This is a genomic window from Streptomyces sp. NPDC002156 (genome assembly GCF_053593675.1).
Genome location: NZ_JBSFDA010000063.1, coordinates 25,492 through 44,401, shown reverse-complemented (window position 1 = coordinate 44,401; position 18,910 = coordinate 25,492). Strand labels below are relative to the sequence as shown.

20 protein-coding genes and 3 tRNA genes are annotated in these 18,910 nt (G+C 70.3%); 17 read left to right on the top strand and 6 right to left on the bottom strand.

Going from position 1 to position 18,910, the window contains the following annotated elements; translation table 11 throughout:
* Positions 1 to 6 precede the first annotated feature (6 nt).
* The 5 genes from ACWCRB_RS24810 (at position 7) to ACWCRB_RS24790 (ending at position 5,233) form a co-directional block, all read left to right on the top strand.
* The gene (locus ACWCRB_RS24810; protein WP_450998124.1) at positions 7 to 1,584 is read left to right on the top strand and encodes an NADH-quinone oxidoreductase subunit M; all 1,578 of its coding nucleotides are present in this window, start codon (positions 7 to 9) and stop codon (positions 1,582 to 1,584) included.
* Entirely contained in the window at positions 1,581 to 3,104 is a 1,524-nt protein-coding gene (locus ACWCRB_RS24805; RefSeq protein WP_450998123.1) for an NADH-quinone oxidoreductase subunit N, read from the top strand. The genes ACWCRB_RS24810 and ACWCRB_RS24805 overlap by 4 nt, the downstream gene beginning before the upstream one ends.
* Positions 3,105 to 3,267: 163 nt before the next feature.
* Positions 3,268 to 4,131, top strand: coding sequence for a zinc metalloprotease HtpX (htpX, locus tag ACWCRB_RS24800; protein ID WP_450998122.1), 864 nt, complete (start codon positions 3,268 to 3,270; stop codon positions 4,129 to 4,131).
* On the top strand, positions 4,128 to 4,523 hold the full coding sequence (locus ACWCRB_RS24795; RefSeq protein ID WP_235475572.1) for a YccF domain-containing protein: 396 nt from the start codon (positions 4,128 to 4,130) through the stop codon (positions 4,521 to 4,523). Before htpX ends, ACWCRB_RS24795 begins: the two co-directional genes overlap by 4 nt.
* A gap of 131 nt (positions 4,524 to 4,654) precedes the next feature.
* Positions 4,655 to 5,233 (top strand): SMI1/KNR4 family protein, encoded by a 579-nt coding sequence (locus ACWCRB_RS24790; protein ID WP_450998121.1) that lies wholly within the window; start codon positions 4,655 to 4,657, stop codon positions 5,231 to 5,233.
* A gap of 51 nt (positions 5,234 to 5,284) precedes the next feature.
* Here ACWCRB_RS24790 and ACWCRB_RS24785 read toward each other — a convergent pair whose 3' ends face one another.
* Positions 5,285 to 6,553, bottom strand: coding sequence for an APC family permease (locus ACWCRB_RS24785; RefSeq protein ID WP_450998120.1), 1,269 nt, complete (start codon positions 6,551 to 6,553; stop codon positions 5,285 to 5,287).
* 199 nt (positions 6,554 to 6,752) lie between these two features.
* Between ACWCRB_RS24785 and ACWCRB_RS24780 the strand changes: the two genes are divergently transcribed.
* Positions 6,753 to 7,019 (top strand): GlsB/YeaQ/YmgE family stress response membrane protein, encoded by a 267-nt coding sequence (locus ACWCRB_RS24780; protein ID WP_450998133.1) that lies wholly within the window; start codon positions 6,753 to 6,755, stop codon positions 7,017 to 7,019.
* A 104-nt stretch (positions 7,020 to 7,123) separates the two neighbouring features.
* On the opposite strand, the gene ACWCRB_RS24775 is transcribed toward ACWCRB_RS24780, so the two are convergent.
* Positions 7,124 to 7,612, bottom strand: a complete 489-nt coding sequence (locus ACWCRB_RS24775) for a YajQ family cyclic di-GMP-binding protein (RefSeq protein WP_235475569.1) — start codon at positions 7,610 to 7,612, stop codon at positions 7,124 to 7,126.
* 235 nt (positions 7,613 to 7,847) lie between these two features.
* Between ACWCRB_RS24775 and ACWCRB_RS24770 the strand changes: the two genes are divergently transcribed.
* Positions 7,848 to 7,929 (top strand) — tRNA-Tyr (locus tag ACWCRB_RS24770).
* A gap of 101 nt (positions 7,930 to 8,030) precedes the next feature.
* A complete protein-coding gene (locus ACWCRB_RS24765; protein ID WP_235479945.1) occupies positions 8,031 to 8,264 on the top strand; it encodes a hypothetical protein in 234 nt (77 codons plus the stop codon).
* Between the two features lie 40 nt (positions 8,265 to 8,304).
* On the opposite strand, the gene ACWCRB_RS24760 is transcribed toward ACWCRB_RS24765, so the two are convergent.
* The gene (locus ACWCRB_RS24760; RefSeq protein WP_450998119.1) at positions 8,305 to 8,961 is read right to left on the bottom strand and encodes an SDR family oxidoreductase; all 657 of its coding nucleotides are present in this window, start codon (positions 8,959 to 8,961) and stop codon (positions 8,305 to 8,307) included.
* Between the two features lie 65 nt (positions 8,962 to 9,026).
* Complete coding sequence (locus ACWCRB_RS24755; RefSeq protein ID WP_450998118.1) at positions 9,027 to 10,268, bottom strand: amidohydrolase family protein; 1,242 nt, start codon at positions 10,266 to 10,268, stop codon at positions 9,027 to 9,029.
* Between the two features lie 300 nt (positions 10,269 to 10,568).
* Between ACWCRB_RS24755 and ACWCRB_RS24750 the strand changes: the two genes are divergently transcribed.
* The 8 genes from ACWCRB_RS24750 to ACWCRB_RS24715 all read left to right on the top strand — a co-directional run bounded on the left by ACWCRB_RS24750 (position 10,569) and on the right by ACWCRB_RS24715 (position 16,324).
* A tRNA-Thr gene (locus ACWCRB_RS24750) sits at positions 10,569 to 10,641 on the top strand.
* 46 nt (positions 10,642 to 10,687) lie between these two features.
* Positions 10,688 to 10,760, top strand: a tRNA-Met gene (locus tag ACWCRB_RS24745).
* A gap of 88 nt (positions 10,761 to 10,848) precedes the next feature.
* On the top strand, positions 10,849 to 11,013 hold the full coding sequence (rpmG, locus tag ACWCRB_RS24740) for a 50S ribosomal protein L33 (protein WP_003948671.1): 165 nt from the start codon (positions 10,849 to 10,851) through the stop codon (positions 11,011 to 11,013).
* A gap of 98 nt (positions 11,014 to 11,111) precedes the next feature.
* Positions 11,112 to 11,576, top strand: coding sequence for an FAS1-like dehydratase domain-containing protein (locus tag ACWCRB_RS24735; RefSeq protein WP_450998117.1), 465 nt, complete (start codon positions 11,112 to 11,114; stop codon positions 11,574 to 11,576).
* Positions 11,576 to 12,004, top strand: coding sequence for a MaoC family dehydratase (locus tag ACWCRB_RS24730; protein WP_450998116.1), 429 nt, complete (start codon positions 11,576 to 11,578; stop codon positions 12,002 to 12,004). The genes ACWCRB_RS24735 and ACWCRB_RS24730 overlap by 1 nt, the downstream gene beginning before the upstream one ends.
* A 723-nt stretch (positions 12,005 to 12,727) precedes the next feature.
* Positions 12,728 to 13,288, top strand: a complete 561-nt coding sequence (locus tag ACWCRB_RS24725; RefSeq protein WP_450998115.1) for a TetR/AcrR family transcriptional regulator — start codon at positions 12,728 to 12,730, stop codon at positions 13,286 to 13,288.
* Positions 13,289 to 13,401: 113 nt separating this feature from the next.
* On the top strand, positions 13,402 to 14,865 hold the full coding sequence (locus tag ACWCRB_RS24720; RefSeq protein WP_450998114.1) for an MFS transporter: 1,464 nt from the start codon (positions 13,402 to 13,404) through the stop codon (positions 14,863 to 14,865).
* A 403-nt stretch (positions 14,866 to 15,268) separates the two neighbouring features.
* Complete coding sequence (locus tag ACWCRB_RS24715) at positions 15,269 to 16,324, top strand: UDP-N-acetylmuramate dehydrogenase (protein ID WP_450998113.1); 1,056 nt, start codon at positions 15,269 to 15,271, stop codon at positions 16,322 to 16,324.
* A gap of 33 nt (positions 16,325 to 16,357) precedes the next feature.
* Here ACWCRB_RS24715 and ACWCRB_RS24710 read toward each other — a convergent pair whose 3' ends face one another.
* Positions 16,358 to 16,990: an NAD(P)-dependent oxidoreductase gene (locus tag ACWCRB_RS24710; protein WP_450998112.1), complete on the bottom strand. Its 633-nt coding sequence runs from the start codon at positions 16,988 to 16,990 to the stop codon at positions 16,358 to 16,360.
* Positions 16,991 to 17,100: 110 nt separating this feature from the next.
* Here ACWCRB_RS24710 and ACWCRB_RS24705 point away from each other — a divergent pair, with 110 nt between their 5' ends.
* Positions 17,101 to 17,742 (top strand): TetR/AcrR family transcriptional regulator, encoded by a 642-nt coding sequence (locus ACWCRB_RS24705; RefSeq protein WP_450998111.1) that lies wholly within the window; start codon positions 17,101 to 17,103, stop codon positions 17,740 to 17,742.
* Between the two features lie 111 nt (positions 17,743 to 17,853).
* Here the strand turns inward: ACWCRB_RS24705 and ACWCRB_RS24700 are convergent, their stop codons facing one another.
* Positions 17,854 to 18,894 (bottom strand): adenosine deaminase, encoded by a 1,041-nt coding sequence (locus tag ACWCRB_RS24700; protein WP_450998110.1) that lies wholly within the window; start codon positions 18,892 to 18,894, stop codon positions 17,854 to 17,856.
* Positions 18,895 to 18,910: the final 16 nt, after the last annotated feature.

Here is an 18,910-nt window from a genome sequence, read left to right as displayed (position 1 = left end):
GCAGGCGTGATCGATATCAACGAGTCAGTGATGCAGTTCCTTCTGGCATTCCTCGTCGTGGGCCCGCTCATCGGGGCCGTCGCCGCTCTCCTGCCGGCCCCGCCCGGACTGAAGGGGAAGTCGCCCGAGCAGGCCGTCCTGCGGCACGGCGTGACCGTCACCGGTGCGGTGCTCATCGCCGCCATCGCCCTGGCGCTCGGCTTCGACCACGACCATCCGTCGAAGATGCAGGCCACGACCGACATCAGCTGGATCCCGGCACTCGACGTGCGGATCCACCTCGGCGTCGACGGCATTTCCCTCCCCCTTCTGGTCCTGACCGCGCTCCTGACCTTCCTCTGCGCGCTCTACTCCTACTTCAAGCTCCCCGCAGGCCCGTCCCCGAAGGCCTTCGTCGCACTCCTCCTCGTCCTGGAGTCCGGCACCCTCGCGACCTTCGCCGTCCTCGACCTGCTGCTCTTCTTCCTCGCCTTCGAGATGGTGCTCATCCCGATGTACTTCCTCATCGCCCGCTGGGGCGGCGAGCAACGGACCCGGGCGGCCTGGAAGTTCATCCTCTACACCCTGCTCGGATCCGTCGTCATGCTGCTGGGCCTGCTCCTGATCGGGATCAAGGCGGACACGTTCGACATCATGGCACTCACCACTGACAACGGCCCCGGACTGAGCACATCCGTGCAGGTCACCGCCGCTTTGGCGATCGGGATCGGACTCGCGGTGAAGACGCCGATGTGGCCGCTGCACAGCTGGCTGCCGGACGCCCACACCGCCGCCCCGACCGTCGGCTCGGTCCTGCTGGCGGGCGTCCTGCTCAAGATGGGCACGTACGGGTTCGTGCGCATCCTGCTGCCGATCACACCCGACGGATTCCGGACCTTCGCGCCCTACCTCGCCGCCTTCGCCGTCGTCGGGATCATCTACGGCTCCCTGGCCTGCCTGGCCCTGGCCCGGCAGGGCGCGAAGGGCGACCTCAAGCGGCTCATCGCCTACTCCTCCGTGGGCCACATGGGCTTCGTGCTCCTCGGCATCTCGACCATGACCCCGACCGGCGTCAACGGCGCGCTCTTCGCCAACATCGCCCACGGCCTCATCACCGGCCTCCTCTTCTTCCTGGTCGGCGCGCTGAAGGACCGCACGGGCACCTCCGACCTCGACACCCTCGCCGACCGCACCGGCGCGGCCCTCTACGGCCGGGCCCCGCGCCTCGGCGGCCTCGTGGCCTTCGCCGCTGTCGCCTCGCTAGGCCTCCCCGGCCTCGCCGGGTTCTGGGGCGAGATGCTGGCCCTGTTCGGCGCGTTCGACCCCGCCGACGACCTCAGCCGCCCCGCCTTCCTCACCTTCACGGCGATCGCCGCGTTCGGCACCCTGCTCACCGCCGCATACATGCTCGTCGTCGTACGCCGCGTCTGCATGGGCGCCGCCCCGCAACCGGACGCCCCCCAGCTCGCCGACGTACAGACATACGAATTCGCGGCCTGGACCCCGCTCGTCGCCCTCACCGTCGTCGCCGGACTGTGGCCGAAGGCCCTCCTCGGGCTGACCGACCCGGCCGTGCAGCAGCTCCTTTCCGGAGGCCCCCGATGAGCGCCCTGGCCCAGTCCACGGCTCAGTCCGTCGTCCAGTCCGTCGACTGGCTCGCCATCGCACCGCCCACCCTCGCGGCCGTCGTTGGGCTCGCCGTGCTGGTCGCCGACCTGTTCATCGGCGGCAACAAGAAGGCGGTCCTCGGCTGGACCTCGGTCGCCGGCCTCGCCGCCTCCGCACTCCTCCTGCTGCCCCTCCTGGACGGCGACCGCGCCACCTTCTGCCTCACCGGCAGCACGGACGCCTGCAGCTACACGGCGGACCGCTTCACCCTCGTCATCCAGTTCCTGGTGCTCGGCGGCGCGCTGCTCGCAGCCCTCCTCTCGGTCACCGCCCTCAAGGACGCCGACCGAGGACTCCCCGAAGGGGAGTACTGGTTCCTGCTGCTGTCCTCCGCCGCCGGAGCGGCCCTCCTGCCCGCCTCCCGCGACCTCGCGACCCTGATCGTCGCCCTGGAGGTCGCCTCCCTGCCCGCCTTCGCTCTCGTCGGGATCCGGCACGGTGACCGCAAGTCCTCCGAAGCGGCCCTGAAGTTCTTCCTGTCCTCCGTGACGGCGACCGCGGTCAGCCTCATGGGCATCAGCTTCGTGTACGCGTCCACCGGCACCCTCTACCTCACCGAGATCGCCGACCGCATCCAGGACGTCGACCCACAACTCCACACCCTCGCCCAAGCGGGCGTCGTCCTCACCCTCATCGGCTTCGCCTTCAAGACAGCCGCAGTGCCCTTCCACTTCTGGGTACCCGACACCTACGTGGGAGCGCCCCTCCCGATCGCCGCCTACCTCTCGGTCGTCGGCAAGGCCGTCGGCTTCTCCGGCCTGATCCTTGTCACCGTCGTCGCCTTCCCGTCGTACGCCGACGTCTGGGGCCCCGCACTGGCAGCCCTGGCCGCACTCACCATGACCGTCGGCAACGTCGGCGCCCTGCGCCAGCAGGCCACGCGCGCGTACAGCGCGGTACGCCTGCTCGCCTGGTCCTCCGTCGGCCAGGCCGGCTACCTCCTGGTGCCGATCGCCGCCGCCGCGTACTCCGACGACCCCCAGAAGTCCATCGGCTCCACCGTCGCGTACGTCCTCATGTACGCCGCCGTGAACCTCGGCGCCTTCGCGGTGGCGGCCCTGGTGGCCCGTACGAAGCCCCTGAACCGCGTCAGCGACTACCGCGGCCTGTACGCCACCCGCCCCCTGGCAGCGCTCGTCCTGGGCTTCTTCCTGCTGTGCCTCGCCGGACTGCCGCCGGGCATCATCGGCCTCTTCGCGAAGGTCACCGTCTTCTCCGCGGCCGTCGACGCCGGACTCGGCTGGCTGGCCGTGATCATGGCCGTCAACGTGGTGATCGCCCTCTTCTACTACCTCCAGTGGACGGCCCTCCTCTTCCGCGCCCCCGAGGGAGCCGAGGAACGCCATCGTGCCCCGGCCCCCCTCACGGCCGCGATCGCCCTGACCGCCGTCCTTGGCATCGCCCTCTCCGGCGCACCCCAATTGGTGCTGCGCTTCGCCGACACCGGACTCTTCTGACCCGTCGCGACCGCACGCGCGCGTGGCCCCTCACCCGAACGGCCCACCCGCGCCTGCGCGCACGCAAGGGAACTGCGAACCCTCGCCTGGCGTTGACCAGTACAGAAGGGTCCACTGGACCTGACACCAGGGTTCCCCTGCCGCACCACTTGGAGGGCGTACCGTGCACCGCCGGCACAACGGGCTCAGGACAGCCGTACTCCTCGGGGGACTGTCCGCACTCATCATCGTCATCGGCAGCTTCTTCGGCCGTACGGGCCTAGTGATCGCACTCTTCATCGCGATCGGCACGAACGCGTACGCGTACTGGAACAGCGACAAGCTGGCTCTACGCGCGATGCGCGCCCGCCCGGTGAGCGAATTCGAGGCCCCGGCCCTGTACCGCATGGTCCGCGACCTCTCCACCCAGGCCCGCCAGCCCATGCCGCGCCTGTACATCTCGCCGACCGAGGCACCGAACGCGTTCGCGACGGGCCGCAACCCGCGCAACGCGGCCGTGTGCTGCACCGAAGGCATCCTGCACATCCTGGACGAGCGTGAGCTGCGCGGCGTCATCGGCCATGAGCTGAGCCATGTCTACAACCGCGACATCCTCATCTCGTCGGTCGCCGGCGCCCTGGCCTCCGTGATCATGTTCCTGGTCAACTTCGCCTGGCTGATCCCGATCGGCCGCTCGAACGACGACGACGGCCCCGGCATCCTCGGCATGCTGTTGATCATGATCCTGGGCCCGCTCGCGGCGAGCCTCATCCAACTGGCCATCAGCCGCTCCAGAGAGTACGAGGCCGACGCGTCGGGCGCCCAGCTCACCGGCGACCCGCTGGCCCTAGCGAGCGCCCTGCGTAAACTGGAAGCGGGCACGAAACAACTCCCGTTGCCCCCCGAGCCGCGGATCGAGACCGCGAGCCACATGATGATCGCGAACCCCTTCCGCCCAGGCCAGGGACTCTCCAAGATGTTCTCCACGCACCCGCCGATGGCGGAGCGCATCGCCCGGCTCGAAAAGATGGCAGGTCGCCCCCAGTGAAGACAATCCTCAACATCATCTGGCTCGTCCTGAGCGGCTTCTGGCTGTTCCTCGGCTATGTGCTGGCGGGCGCGCTGCTCTGCATCACGGTCATCGGCATTCCTTTTGGCATCGCCGCTTTCCGTATCGGCGTGTACGCCCTCTGGCCCTTCGGCCGCACGACGGTCGAGCGCCGCGACGCGGGTGCCCCCTCGTGCGTCGGCAACGTGCTGTGGCTGGTCCTCGCGGGCTGGTGGCTCGCGCTGGCCCATGTCGTCACCGGCGTTCTGCTGTGCATCACGATCATCGGTATCCCGTTCGGCTTCGCCAACTTCAAGCTCATCCCGGTCTCGCTGATGCCGCTCGGCCGCGAAATCGTGCCGACGGACCAGCCGTTCAGCTCGCGCTGGTAGTCCGGCCGGGGAGGGGAAGCGGTCGGCGCCCTACCCGACCGTTTTCCACAGGCTGCCGGCGGGTTCTCGTCCCGGCCCGCCGGTTATCCACAGGCCGCCCGATTGTCAGTGGCGGCCTGCATGATGAATCCATGACCGAGATCGAGCAGTTGCTGACACGGGTGGCGGCCGAGGCCCGCAACACCCGGCCGTGGGGCTGGCCTTCACTTCCCGCCCCCGTGGACACGGCCACGCTCGACCGCGCCGAGACCGCCCTCGGCTTCTCCCTGCCACCGCTCCTGGCCGCGCTCTATCTCCGGATAGGAGACGGCGGATTCGGTCCGGAGTACGGCCTGTTGCCCCTGCTCGACAGTGCGCCCGCAGGGGAGCCTGCCGTCGTCGCCCAGTACCTCGCCAACCGCGAGGAGGCCCGCAAGGACCCGGACTGGCCCTGGCCCGAGGGCATGCTGCCGATATCCCACTGGGGCTGCGGAATGTACGCGTGCGTGGACTGCCGTACGCCTGAAGGCACCGTCCTGCTCTTCGAGCCGAACGCCGACGACGCCGACCACGCGTGGTATACCGACGCCCCGGGCCTCGCGGAGTGGCTGCGGGCCTGGCTCGACGGCACGGGCTGGTACGAGGAACTCAACGCCGACATGGACCTGGAGCCCTGGCCCGACCTCCGCATACGCACGGCGACAGCGACACCGCCGGTCCAGGCTCCGTAACCGAGTAACCGAGTAACCGAGTAACCGGCACGAGTTCCGTCAGCGGTGAGGTCAGGCCGACGACCCCGAAGCCGGCCGCCACCGTCGCACGCCGTACACGACCGCCCCCAGACCCAGCACACCCGCGCCCACGACCACCGACACCCCCGGAAGCGCGAACGCCAGCGTCACGCAGCCGAGAAACCCCACCGCCGGAACCATCCGTGACGCCGGCGCCGAACTCAGTGTCCAGGCGGAGGCGTTGGCCACCGCGTAGTACGCCAGCACCCCGAAGGAGGAGAAGCCGACAGCACCCCGTACGTCCACCGTCGCGGCCAGCACCGCGACCACCGCACCCACGGCCAACTCGGCCCGGTGAGGCACCTGGAAGCGCGGATGCACGGCGGCCAGGGCACCGGGCAGATGACGGTCACGGGCCATGGCCAGCGTCGTCCGTGAGACGCCCAGGATCAGGGCGAGCAGCGAGCCGAGCGCGGCCACGGCGGCACCCACCCGTACGACAGGAACCAGCCCCGGCACGCCCGCCGCCCGGACCGCGTCGGCCAGTGGAGCGGTCGCCTGCCCGAGACCGCCCGACCCCAGCACGGAAAGGACAGCCACCGCCACCGCCGTGTACACCACCAGCGTGATGCCCAGCGCCGAGGGGATCGCGCGGGGGATGGTGCGCGCGGGATCCCGGACCTCCTCGCCGAGGGTCGCGATCCGGGCGTACCCGGCGAACGCGAAGAACAGCAGCCCGGCCGCCTCAAGCACTCCGCCCACACCACCGGACGCCCCGACGTCCAGCCGGCCGGCGTCGGAGGCGTCCGAGCCCAGGCACACCACTACGACGGAAGCGAGGACAGCGAGGACCACCGCCACGATCGTCCGCGTCAGCCAGGCGGCCTTCTGGACGCCGAGGTAGTTCACCGCGGTCAGCGCCACCACGGCCGCGACCGCCACCGCGTGCGCCTGACCCGGCCAGACGTACGCGCCCACGGTGAGCGCCATAGCCGCACAGGAGGCCGTTTTCCCGACGACGAACGACCAGCCCGCGAGATAGCCCCAGAAGTCGCCGAGCCGCTCACGCCCGTACACATAGGTGCCACCCGAGGCGGGGTAGCGGGCGGCCAGCCGGGCGGACGACATGGCGTTGCAATAGGCGACCACGGCCGCCGCGCCGAGCCCGAGCAGCAGCCCGGACCCGGCCGCGTGTGCCGCGGGTCCCAGGGCTGCGAAGACGCCGGCCCCGATCATCGAACCGAGCCCGATGACCACGGCGTCCCCGACGCCAAGGGTGCGTCTCAGTTCGGCGGACGATTCCGCTCCGGGCTGTGTCATGGGCCGCACCCTACTGACCGGTGCAACCGCCGGGCAGCGCGTTGACGTCGTGTACAGCAACGCGACACCAACAATGCACCAACACGAACGCACCGGCACCAGCCCGGCGAAGTCGACCGGCGGTATCACGCCACCCAAGGTCGACGAAGTCACAGTGCCGGGACAGTTCGAGCACAGCACAGAGGGGCAGGTTCACGGCATGAGCATCATCGGCTGGATCATCCTGGGGCTGTTGGCCGGGGCCATCGCCAAGTTCCTGCTGCCGGGGCGCGACCCGGGCGGCTTCATCGGCACGACGGTCATCGGCGTCGCGGGCGCGTTCATCGGTGGCTGGATCTCGGCGCGCTTCCTCGACCACCCCATCAGTAAGGACTTCTACGACGGCACCACATGGGCGGCGGCTATCGGCGGCTCGTTCGTGCTGCTGGTCGCCTACCGCATCCTGTTCGGCAACTCGCGCGACTGAGCGCACACCGGGTCCGCAGCCGGCAATGAGGGAAAAGAGGGAGGGGTGGGCGCCCTGGAGCGCCCACCCCTCTTCACCTCGTCAGTCCATCAACCACTCGTGGACTACCGATAGTTCACGAACTGCAGCGCGAAGTCGAAGTCCTTGCCCTTGAGAAGTGCCTGCACGGCCTGAAGGTCGTCGCGGCTCTTCGAGCTGACGCGCAGCTCGTCGCCCTGGACCTGGGCCTTCACGCCCTTGGGGCCCTCATCGCGGATGATCTTCGCGACCTTCTTCGCGTTGTCCTGGGAGATGCCCTCCTCGATCGAGGCGAAGAGCTTGTACTCCTTGCCGGAGAGCTGCGGCTCACCGGCGTCCAGGGCCTTCAGCGAGATGCCGCGCTTGATCAGCTTGGTCTCGAACACGTCGAGGACCGCTTTGACCCGCTCCTCGGAGTTCGCCTCCATGAGGATCTTCTCGCCGGACCACGAGATCGAGGCACCCACGCCCTTGAAGTCGTAGCGCTGGGAGATCTCCTTGGCGGCCTGGTTGAGGGCGTTGTCGACCTCCTGCCGCTCGACCTTCGAGACGATGTCGAAACTGGAGTCGGCCATGTCCTGTGGCTCCTTGTATGGGGTGCTTGTCGGGATCTCTGGGTTGCGATTCGGCATGCGTGGGGGCAGCAGCCGAGCCCGGCGTACGTCCCGGGCCGCATCCGCATAAGCCTAGCCACCCCCTACCCCCCGAGCGCCGCTCAATCGAGTGGCGAAGCACCCCTGTGCATCGGGTATCGTTTACGTCGTTGCCACGGAGCACCGCCGAAAAGCGGTTCGAAGGGCAGCAAACCTTGGCGGTGTGCCCGAGCGGCCAAAGGGAGCAGACTGTAAATCTGCCGGCTCAGCCTACCCAGGTTCGAACCCTGGCGCCGCCACGTTGAAGGCCCTCTTTTCTCTGCGGGAACGTAGAGAAAAGAGGGCCTTTTCGTTGTCGGCGCGTGCCTGGGTCATGAGGGAGAGTGGCCCCATGTCATCGATGTCACGACCGTCGTTCGCGTCGTCGTCCCGTCGCCGTCACTGTCCCGAGTGCCGGCGGGAGATCGCTGTCGTCGCCGGGAGATTCGCTCGGCACGATCCGCCGGGGGCCCGGGGGAGTGGCGAACTCGTCTCGTGCCCCGGGTCTCGGCGGCAGGCGGAACTCGGGGCGGCCCAGCCCGCGTTGGACGGGTACGTCGTCCCGGAATTCCCCGGCCAGCTGCCCCTCTTCTGACCTGTCACCCGCTTCTCTCTTCTGCCCCCTCGCCCACTCCTCAGTTGCCGGCCACCGACTTCACCGCCACCGAGACCGGCATCGAGCCGCCGATCAGCTCCAGGGTCAGGCCCGCCGTCGCCGGGGTGTCCAGGAGTTCCGTGAGGACGGCGGCCACGTCGTCCCGGGGGATCGCGCCGCGACCCGTGTCCGCCTCCAGGCGTACGCGGCCCGTGCCGGCGTCGTTGGTCAGGGCGCCGGGGCGCAGGATCGTCCAGTCGAGCGCGTCCAGGCCGCTGACGTACGCGTCCGCCTCGCCCTTCGCGCGCTGGTAGACGTCGAAGACGTCGTCGCCCGGGTGGGCCGGGTCCGCGCCCATCGACGACACGACCAGGTGCCTGCGTACCCCCGCCCGGACCGCCGCGTCCGCGAACAGCACCGCCGCTCCCCGGTCCACCGTGTCCTTGCGGGCCGTGCCGCTGCCCGGGCCCGCGCCTGCCGCGAAGACCGCCGCGTCGGCGCCCCGCAGCAGCTCCGCGACCTCCTCCACCGACGCCGACTCCAGGTCGCACACGACCGGTTCCGCGCCGGCCGCCCGCAGGTCGTCGCCCTGTTCGGGGCGGCGGACGATGCCCGCGACCTCGTCACCGCGCGCGGCGAGCAGACGCTCCAGCCGCAGCGCGATCTGACCATGACCTCCAGCTATGACAATGCGCATGCCTTCGACCGTACGCCCGGACGGACCCGTTCGCCGCACAGCTCCCACAGGGGCCCGCACTCACCTCACGACAGCTCCGTACGCCCCTGCCTCGGCAGATCCAGGGCCGCCGCTGCCGGGGTGTTGCGGTACTCCCGTACCGCGCTCGTCCGTGCCACAACGCGCCCCCTGTGCACCACGATTCGGCTGTAGGCCAGGGACAGCGCGCCGGCCAGGCGGTCGCCCCGGACCGCGAGGAGTTCCGCCGGGAAGCCCGCCTCCACGCGGACCTCCGGCAGGCCGAGCACGGCCCGCGCAGACGTGCTCACGGCGTCGTACGCCTCCTCCGGGCGCAGACCGTGACGGGAGGCGAGCAGGTACGCCGCCTCCAGGGGGTCCCCGCGGCCCACCGGGTTCGCCACGTCCCGCAGCGCGCCGCTGCCCGCCGCCACCCGGACCCCGGCCGCCCGCAGCAGTCGTACCGGAGCTGTCGCACGGCGCTCGGCGCCCCCGCAGCCGCCCTGCGGGAGGCACGCCACCGTCACGCCCGCCGCCGCGAGCTGGTCCGCGGCTCGCGAGGCCACCTCGGCGGGCAGCCGGCCGAGGCCGCCGCAGGGGCCGATCGTCACACCGGGACGCAGACCGCCCGCCATCGCGGCGAGGCGGGCCAGCCGGGCCGGGTCGTCACCGTCCGTGTGCAGATCGACCGGGCAGCCGTGCTCGGAGGCGACCTCCAAGACCGCCTCGACATAGCCGGTTGGGTCGGGGTCGCGGTCCGGGCAGCCGCCCACCACCGACGCGCCCATCTTCACCGCGTCCCGCAGCATCGCCAGCCCGTCCGCCCCGGCGGCGCCGGTCAGCACCCGCGGCATGGCCACCGCCGACAGCTCGGCGAGGCCGCGCAGCGCCCGCCGCGCCTGCAGTACGGCGGCCAGCGCGCCAAGGCCGGGTACGTCGCCGATCCGCACGTGTGAGCGCGACGCCGTGGCCCCGTGGCCGAGTTGGAGCAGCGCGGCCTCGGTGGCCCGGCGCTGGACGTCCTGCGGGTCGTACGAGACCGGGCCGTCGGCGTCGGCGGACAGGGCCGTGTCGCCGTGGGCGTGCGGCTCGGCGGGGGCCGGCAGGAGGAGGTAGCCGCTGAGGTCCACGCGGGTGGCGTACGCGCTGAGGCTGCCGACCGTGCCGACCGCCTCGATACGACCGCCGCCCAGCCGTACGTCCACGGTCCGGCCGTCGGTGAGACGCGCGCCGCAGAGGAGGAGCGCCGCCGGATCGCCCGAGGAAGCGGGCGACGAGGAGTGGGGCGGCTGCGGCTGGCTGTCGGGCATCGCGCTCCTGTGCTCGGGGGCGGCTGCGCGCAAGAGGGGACACAAGATCACGCAGAGTGAGTCGAGCCTAGGGCGGGCATCCGTCCGTGTTGCGGAGGAGCGGAATAGTCGTACCGGTGTGGTCCGCCGGATGGGAAAGATCCCTGGCGAGGGGGTGTGGGAGCGGTTTCGGGAGGGGGCCTCGGGGCTGTTGGGGGAGGGGTTTTCGGCGTGCGGAACAGGGGCCGGAACAGGGCGGGACGGGGGCCGCGAAACGGATTTGGGTGAACGGCAGCCGAGCGTGTAATGTCTTCATCGCTCGCCCCAATAGCTCAGTCGGTAGAGCATCTCCATGGTAAGGAGAAGGTCTACGGTTCGATTCCGTATTGGGGCTCTGGTGTGAGAGGCCCCCGTCGCAAGGCGGGGTCCGATCGCATCACAGCGGTGTAGCTCAGTCGGTAGAGCAAGCGGCTCATAATCGCTGTGTCACCGGTTCAAGTCCGGTCACCGCTACTGACAGTAGCCGATTGCGGGGTCGGTCCTTCGATCGGCTACTCTTTTATGCGTTCATCGTCCCATCCGTTCGTCAAGGAGCACTCCTGTGGCTGCCACCGACGTCCGCCCGAAGATCACGCTGGCCTGCGTGGAGTGCAAGGAGCGGAACTACATCACCAAGAAGAACCGGCGTAACAACCCGGACCGACTGGAGATGAAGAAGCACTGCCCGCGTTGCAATGCGCACACCGCGCATCGCGAAACGCGATAGTTACATCAGGCTCGTACGTCGAGGCCGTCCCCTGTTGGTTGGGGGGCGGCCTCGCGTCGTTGCATCACTCAGGACATCACTCAGGAGGTGCCGAGTACATGGCGCTCGACCAGTCCTTCGTCGGGCGGTCCTACCCGCCCACCGAGCCCTATGAGGTCGGCCGGGAGAAGATCCGCGAGTTCGCGGTGGCGGTGGGTGACACCAACCCCGTGTACACGGACCCCGAGGCCGCCAAGGCCTTCGGTCACCCCGATGTGATCGCCCCGCCCACTTTTGTGTTCGCCATCACCTTCAAGGCGGCGGGTGACGTCGTGGCGGACCCGCGGCTCGGCCTGGACTACAGCCGGGTGGTGCACGGCGACCAGAAGTTCGCCTACGTCCGCCCTGTTCGCGCGGGCGACCGGCTCATCGTCACGTCGACCATCGAGACCATCAAGTCCATGGCCGGCAACGAGATCATCGACATCCGCGGCGAGGTCCACGACGAGGCGGGCGAGCACGTCGTGACCGCCTGGACCAAGCTCGTCGCGCGCGCGGCGGACCCCGAGGAGGGCGAGGCCTGATGGCGACGCAGATCGCTTACGACGAGGTCGAGGTCGGCACCGAGCTGCCCGCGCAGACCTTCCCCGTGACCCGCGCCACCCTCGTCCAGTACGCGGGCGCCTCCGGGGACTTCAACCCCATCCACTGGAACGAGAAGTTCGCGGTCGAGGTCGGTCTGCCCGACGTCATCGCGCACGGCATGTTCACCATGGCCGAGGCGATCCGCGTCGTCACCGACTGGGTCGGCGACCCGGGCGCGGTCGTCGAGTACGGCGTCCGCTTCACCAAGCCGGTCGTCGTCCCCAACGACGACCAGGGCGCCACCATCGAGGTCAGCGCCAAGGTCGGCGCCAAGCTCGACGACAACAAGGTCCGCGTCGACCTACTCGCCATGTGCGCGGGACAGAAGGTGCTGGGCATGTCCCGGGCCGTTGTCCGGCTGGGCTGAGTACGGCAGTTCGCGGGATTTCTTTCTGGTAAGGGGCGTTCGCCATGGCAGGCGCCCCTTACCCGGCCTCTTCTTTAAGAGGGCCCCTGGGAAGCCTCCCGGCATGAGTTCCTGATTCTGCGAACAGCCTCGGTACGAGCGCGAACAGGGCCAGCACCGCAAACCGCTCCACTCCCGTCCACTCCCGCCGCTGTCATGAGCGCCCCCGGCAGCGACCAGGCGGCCGCGGCCCGGCGACCGCGGCGCCCACCGCGAACCCGGTGATCTTCGGTGATCTTCAAGCTGACCCCGTCGTGAAGATCGGCCCACGCAGCCGCTCCGACGCCTCCCGGTGGCGTACCGCGAACAGAGCGGTGAGCTGTGGCCCTTCACCGACTCCGGCGACCAGTCGACCAGCACGGCGGCCAGGGCGAGGTGCGACGGGACCCGTCGCCGCCGGCGCCGGCGCCGCAGCCTGGGGAGATCGGCGGCCACTGAGCCCCCGATCCGTCCGACAACTCCGGCTGCCACTCCCGTGACTTCGGCGACTTGGGGTTCCTTCTGCCCGGTCGACCGCACGGCGTTCTTGGCAGCCTCCATGCCACAGGCAGCGCCGGCCCGATCAACGTGACGGACACCGCCACCTCCACCGGCGCCGCTCATCGCCGGGCTTCGTTCCGGGGGCAGGGAGGGCGTGACCCCGACCCCTTGACGTAGTTAGTGATTGAGTACTAACTTACGAGCATGGTCAGGATGAGCGCAGAAGAGCGACGCGAGAGCGTCATTCGCGCGGCGATCGCCGAGTTCGCGCAGAAGGGCTTCTACGGCACTTCCACCGAGGTGATCGCCAAGCGGGTGGGCGTCTCGCAGCCGTATCTCTTCCGGCTCTTCCCGGGCAAGAAGGCGATCTTCGCCGCCGCCTCCCAGCGGTGCATGGGCGATGTGTGCCGGGTCTTCGAGGAGGCGGCCAAGGGGCTGGAGGGCGATGAAGCCCTGCATGCCATGGCGAACGCGTACACGCGGCTGATCACCGAGCACCCCGAGCGGCTGCAGATGCAGATGCAGACGTACGTCACCGTCGCCGCCGCCGAGGCCGAGGGTGACCATGAGTTCGGCGAGGCCGTGCGGGCCGGCTGGATGAGGCTCTGGGACGCCGTGCAGGTGCCCATCGGGGACGAGACGACGACCTTCCTGGCGTACGGGATGCTGATCAACACCCTTGCGGCCATGGGGTTTCCGTCTGGGCATCGGGTCTGGCAGGGGATGTACCCCTCGGCGCAGATCAAGGGGCGGACCGAAGCCTGAGGGTCATGGGCCAGTGCTCATGGCCTTGGTCTGCCCACAGAAGTTAGTGATCAATAACTAAATCTGCATCACCTCACCGAAACCGCCGACAGCGAGCATCCCCAGGGGGAGCGATGTCACAGCAGGAGAGCAAGCCGCGCGAGCAGGGCCGGGTCGACGCACCACGTGGCGGAGCCGTCTGGGCCCTCGTCATCACCAGCGTCGCCGGATTCATGGCGTCCCTCGACAACCTCGTCGTCACCACCGCACTGCCCTCCATCCGCAAGGATCTCGGGGGAGGGCTGGACGACCTGGAATGGACCGTGAGCGCCTACACGCTCACCTTCGCCGTGCTGCTGATGTTCGGCGCGGCCCTCGGTGACCGCTTCGGCCGGCGTCGGCTCTTCCTCGCCGGGCTCACCGTCTTCACCGGCGCCTCCGCCGCCGCGGCCATGGCACCCGGCATCGACTCGCTGATCGCGGCCCGCGCGGTCCAGGGCGTCGGTGCGGCGATCATGATGCCGTTGACGCTGACCCTGCTCACGGCCGCCGTCCCGGTCGCCAAACGCGGGATGGCGTACGGCATCTGGGGTGCCGTGAACGGGCTGGCCGTGGCCTCCGGGCCGCTCATCGGCGGCAGCCTCACCGAGCACATCTCCTGGCACTGGATCTTCTGGCTGAACGTTCCGCTCGGCCTCGCCCTGCTGCCGCTCGCCCGGCTGCGCCTCGCCGAGTCGCACGGCACCGGCGCCCCGCTCGACGTCATCGGCACCCTGCTGGCCAGCAGCGGCCTCTTCGGCATCGTCTACGGGCTCGTGCGCGGACCGGCCGACGGCTGGACCAGCTCCTACGTCCTGACCGGGCTGATCGCGGGCGGCGCGCTCCTCGTCGCCTTCGTCGTCCACGGCATCCGGGCGAAGAACCCGATGCTGCCCATGCGGCTCTTCCGCTCCCGCGCCTTCGCCGGGATCAACGCGGCCTCCCTGCTGATGTTCCTCGGGATGTTCGGGTCGATCTTCCTGCTCAGCCAGTACATGCAGGGCGTGCTCGGTTACTCGCCCACCGAGGCGGGCTTGCGGATGCTGCCCTGGACCGGTATGCCGATGCTCGTCGCGCCGATCGCCGGCATCCTCTCCGACCGGATCGGCGGCCGGCCGGTCGTCGCCACCGGCCTCTTCCTCCAGGCCGCCGGCCTCGGCTACCTCGCCTCCGTGGTCACCGCGGACGCCTCCTACGCCATCCAGCTGCCCGGCCTGATCATCAGCGGCATCGGCATGGCCCTGTACTTCGCCCCGGCCGCCAACCTGGTGATGTCCAGCGTCCGGCCGAGCGAACAGGGCATCGCCTCCGGCGCCAACAACGCCCTGCGCGAGGTCGGCGGCGCCCTCGGCATCGCCGTCATGGCGTCGATCTTCGCGGCCCAGGGCGGCTACGAGACCGGCCAGACCTTCGTCGACGGCCTGCGGCCCGCGCTGGTCACGGGCGCGGCGGTGGTCGCCGTCGCGGGATTCGCGGCCCTGCTGATTCCCTCACGGAAGCGTCCCTCGGAGCCGGCCTCGGCCGAGCCGACGCCGGTTCTGGAGACCGTCGTGGGCTGACCTCGGCGGACGGCGGCGGCTCCGTCCGAGAGGGCGGGGCCGTTCGTGTGTGTGCGGGCGCCATCTGGGGTGCCGCGTGAGGTCGTCGTGCGTCTGCGGGTGCGTCGTGGCTGGTCGCGCAGTTCCCCGCGCCCCTGAGGAACGCTGCCGCAGCCGCCGACGGCGAGAACCCGGCGTGGGCGTGGGCGTCAACCGCGTACGGCGAGCAGGGGACGTGCCGGGGGGTGTCCGCCCGCAGCGGCGGGCGTCCATCACCGAGTACTGCTGGAGAGACAGCACCGCCCGACCGAGGACGGACACCCCCGGCGCGGCCCCGACCCACCCACCGGACCGAACGCGCTGCGCCCGCCCCACCACACCCGCACAGGCCGCCGCAGGCAGCTCGCCCCGTACTCTTGACCGCGTGCAGGAACGACACGACGCCCCCCTCGCCCCCCTGACGACCTTCCGCCTGGGCGGCCCCGCGACCCGGCTGGTCACCGCCACGACCGACGCGGAGGTGATCGAAGCGGTCCGCGAGGCCGACGACACCGGCACGCCCCTCCTGGTCATCGGCGGCGGCTCCAACCTGGTCATCGGAGACAAGGGCTTCGCAGGCACCGCCCTCGAAATCGCCACCAAGGGCGTCACCCTCGACGGCGCCCACCTGGAGCTGGCCGCCGGCGAGGTCTGGACCGACGCCGTCGCCCGCACCGTGGAAGCCGGACTCGCCGGCGTCGAGTGCCTCGCCGGCATCCCCGGCTCCGCAGGCGCGACCCCCATCCAGAACGTCGGCGCGTACGGCCAGGAGGTCTCGTCGACGATCACCGAGGTCGTCGCCTACGACCGCACGACCCGCGAAACGGTCACCATCCCGAACGCGGACTGCGCCTTCTCCTACCGCCACAGCCGCTTCAAGTCCGACCCCGAGCGATACGTCGTCCTCCGCGTCCGCTTCCGGCTGGAGGACGCCGAAGGCCTCTCCGCCCCCCTCAGGTACGCCGAGACGGCCCGAGCCCTCGGAGTCGAACCAGGCGACCGCGTCCCCCTCGCCAGGGCCCGCGAGACCGTACTGAAGCTGCGCTCCGGCAAGGGCATGGTCCTGGACCCCGAGGACCACGACACCTGGTCCGCCGGATCGTTCTTCACCAACCCGATCCTCAGCGACGAGCAGTTCACCGCCTTCCACGCGCGCGTGAAGCAGCGACTCGGCTCGGACGTGGAGCCGCCCGCCTACCCGGCGGGGGAGGGCCACACCAAGACCTCCGCCGCCTGGCTCATCGACAAGGCGGGCTTCACCAAGGGCTACGGCACCGGCCCGGCCCGCATCTCCACGAAGCACACGCTCGCGCTCACCAACAGGGGAGAGGCAACCACGGAGGACCTCCTCACCCTGGCCCGCGAGGTCGTGGCCGGCGTCCGCAACGCCTTCGGGATCACCCTGGTCAACGAGCCCGTGACGGTCGGCGTAGCCCTGTAGCCCTGTAGCCGGCAGGCCGGGCCCACGCCGTGGTCAGTAGGCCAGGCCCACCCCCTGCTTCACCACCCCCGGATCGCCCGCCATCGCCAGCATCGCGTGCGCCACATCGGCCCGTGCGATGAACCGCCCCTTGAGCGGGAAGCCCCCGACCACCATCCGGTACGCCCCGGTGGACGGCTTGTTCTGCAGTCGCGGCGGCCGTACGACGGTCCAGTCCGTGGCGCTGCGGGCCAACTCGGCCTCCATCTCCAGCAGGTCGGCGTAGACGTCCTTGAGGAGCGCGGAGACGATCCCCCGCACGGCCCGGTCAAGAGCGGTGTCACCCCCCGGCGCGGGCCCGACCGGTCCGGCGCTCACCACCAGCAACCGCCGCGCCCCCTCCGCCTCCATGGCGTCGATCACCGTACGGGTCAGCCGAGCCGCCACCCCGGCGTCCTTTCGACTGCGCGCACCCAGCCCCGACAGAACGGCGTCCCGCCCGGCCACCGCGGCCCGCACGGCATCCGGATCGCTCAGATCGGCCCGGAACACCTCCAGCAGGTCTCCGCTCACACCGAGCCGGGCAGGATCCCGCACCACGGCCGTGACCGCGTGCCCCGCCTCCAGACCCTGCCGGACGATCTCCCGTCCTATGCCACCCGTGGCACCGAAAACGGTGAGTTTCATGGGCACTCCCGTGCTCGAAAGTGGTGGGTGAGTATTCACTCACCCCTACCTCTTCTAGAGTGGGTAAGCACTCACCCACCCGTCAAGCCCGTTGTCCCGATCGGAGCCCCATGCAGCAGAATCCAGAGCCGAAACCAGAGCCCAAGCCGGCCCCCGCCAGGATCCGCATCCTCGACGCCGCCCACGAGCTGATGCTCACCGTCGGACTGGCACGCGCCACGACCAAGGAGATCGCCAAGGCGGCCGGCTGCTCGGAGGCCGCGCTCTACAAGTACTTCGCGAGCAAGGAGGACCTGTTCATCACAGTCCTCACCGAACGGCTGCCCCAGTTGGGCCCGCTGCTGCGAAGCCTGGCGGCCGAGCCGGGACAGGGAACCCTGGAGGGGAACCTGACCGAGATCGCCCGGCAGGCCGCACTGTTCTACGAGCAGAGCTTCCCGATCGCCGCGTCGCTGTACGCGGAGACACAGCTGAAGCGGCGCCACGACGAGGCGATGCGGAAGGTGGGGGCGGGACCGCACAGGCCGATCGAGCAGCTGGACGCGTACCTGCGGGCGGAGCAAGGAACGGGACGGGTACGAAAGGAGGCCGACACGTTCGCCGCGGCCTCCCTGCTCCTCGGCGCCTGCGCGCAGAGAGCATTCGCGTACGACATGACACCGACCGGCGCCCGCCCCCCGGTGGACGACTTCGCCCCCCGGCTGGCGCGGACCGTACTGGGCGGAATCTCCGTTGCGGACCCCACCCGGTGAGCGCCACCCTCACCCCATGAGACGCCGCTCCCGAGGCCGCAGCGGTACGGCCTCCTCCTGGCCCACCCACCCCGCCAGCCGTCCGCACCGACGAGGCCCGCAAGGCCCCCCTCAGGCGGCCGGGCCGCTGAGCCAGTCGTCGATCCCGGACATCAGCTTGGCCTTCACGCCCTCCGGCGCCGCCGAACCCCGTACCGACTGCCGGGCCAGTTCCGCCAGTTCCGCGTCGGTGAAGGCGTGGTACTGGCGGGCGATCTCGTACTGGGCCGCCAGGCGGGAACCGAAGAGGAGCGGGTCGTCGGCGCCCAGGGCCAGTGGCACGCCCGCCTCGAAGAGCTTCCGCAGCGGCACGTCCTCGGGCTTCTCGTACACGCCCAGGGCGACGTTCGACGCCGGGCAGACCTCGCAGGTGATCTGGCGGTCCGCGAGGCGCTTCAGCAGACGCGGGTCCTCCGCCGCCCGTACGCCGTGGCCGATCCGGGACGCGTGCAGGTCGTCCAGGCAGTCGCGGACCGACGCCGGGCCCGTCAGCTCACCGCCGTGCGGGGCCGACAGCAGGCCCCCCTCGCGCGCGATGGCGAACGCCCGGTCGAAGTCCCGGGCCATGCCCCGCCGTTCGTCGTTCGAGAGCCCGAAGCCCACGACACCCCGGTCCGCGTACCGCACGGCCAGCCGGGCCAGCGTGCGCGCGTCCAAGGGATGCTTCATGCGGTTCGCGGCCACCAGGACCCGCATCCCGATCCCGGTCTCCCGGCCCGCGGTCTCCACCGCGTCCAGGATGACCTCCAGCGCCGGGATGAGACCGCCCAGCCGAGGGGCGTACGACGTCGGGTCGACCTGGATCTCCAGCCAGCCCGAGCCGTCCTTGGCGTCCTCCTCGGCGGCCTCGCGGACCAGCCGCTGGATGTCCTCGGGCTCGCGCAGACAGGACCGGGCCGCGTCATAGAGCCGCTGGAAGCGGAACCAGCCCCGCTCGTCGGTCGCCCGGAGTTTCGGCGGTTCGCCGCTGGTGAGGGCGTCGGTCAGCGCCTCGGGCAGCCGCACACCGTACTTGTCGGCCAGTTCCAGCAGGGTCGCGGACCGCATCGACCCGGTGAAGTGCAGGTGCAGATGGGCTTTCGGCAGTTCAGAGACATCACGTACGTGCTCCATTCCAGGATCCTGCCGT

Bases quoted from the DNA above. Each gene is read 5' to 3' on its own strand.
- ACWCRB_RS24805 (WP_450998123.1), top strand. From the start codon at position 1,581: ATGAGCGCCCTGGCCCAGTCCACGGCTCAGTCCGTCGTCCAGTCCGTC.
- ACWCRB_RS24790 (WP_450998121.1), top strand. From the start codon at position 4,655: ATGACCGAGATCGAGCAGTTGCTGACACGGGTGGCGGCCGAGGCCCGC.
- ACWCRB_RS24785 (WP_450998120.1), bottom strand. From the start codon at position 6,553: ATGACACAGCCCGGAGCGGAATCGTCCGCCGAACTGAGACGCACCCTT.
- ACWCRB_RS24780 (WP_450998133.1), top strand. From the start codon at position 6,753: ATGAGCATCATCGGCTGGATCATCCTGGGGCTGTTGGCCGGGGCCATC.
- ACWCRB_RS24775 (WP_235475569.1), bottom strand. From the start codon at position 7,612: ATGGCCGACTCCAGTTTCGACATCGTCTCGAAGGTCGAGCGGCAGGAG.
- ACWCRB_RS24765 (WP_235479945.1), top strand. From the start codon at position 8,031: ATGTCACGACCGTCGTTCGCGTCGTCGTCCCGTCGCCGTCACTGTCCC.
- ACWCRB_RS24760 (WP_450998119.1), bottom strand. From the start codon at position 8,961: ATGCGCATTGTCATAGCTGGAGGTCATGGTCAGATCGCGCTGCGGCTG.
- ACWCRB_RS24755 (WP_450998118.1), bottom strand. From the start codon at position 10,268: ATGCCCGACAGCCAGCCGCAGCCGCCCCACTCCTCGTCGCCCGCTTCC.
- ACWCRB_RS24735 (WP_450998117.1), top strand. From the start codon at position 11,112: ATGGCGCTCGACCAGTCCTTCGTCGGGCGGTCCTACCCGCCCACCGAG.
- ACWCRB_RS24730 (WP_450998116.1), top strand. From the start codon at position 11,576: ATGGCGACGCAGATCGCTTACGACGAGGTCGAGGTCGGCACCGAGCTG.
- ACWCRB_RS24725 (WP_450998115.1), top strand. From the start codon at position 12,728: ATGGTCAGGATGAGCGCAGAAGAGCGACGCGAGAGCGTCATTCGCGCG.
- ACWCRB_RS24720 (WP_450998114.1), top strand. From the start codon at position 13,402: ATGTCACAGCAGGAGAGCAAGCCGCGCGAGCAGGGCCGGGTCGACGCA.
- ACWCRB_RS24710 (WP_450998112.1), bottom strand. From the start codon at position 16,990: ATGAAACTCACCGTTTTCGGTGCCACGGGTGGCATAGGACGGGAGATC.
- ACWCRB_RS24705 (WP_450998111.1), top strand. From the start codon at position 17,101: ATGCAGCAGAATCCAGAGCCGAAACCAGAGCCCAAGCCGGCCCCCGCC.
- ACWCRB_RS24700 (WP_450998110.1), bottom strand. From the start codon at position 18,894: ATGGAGCACGTACGTGATGTCTCTGAACTGCCGAAAGCCCATCTGCAC.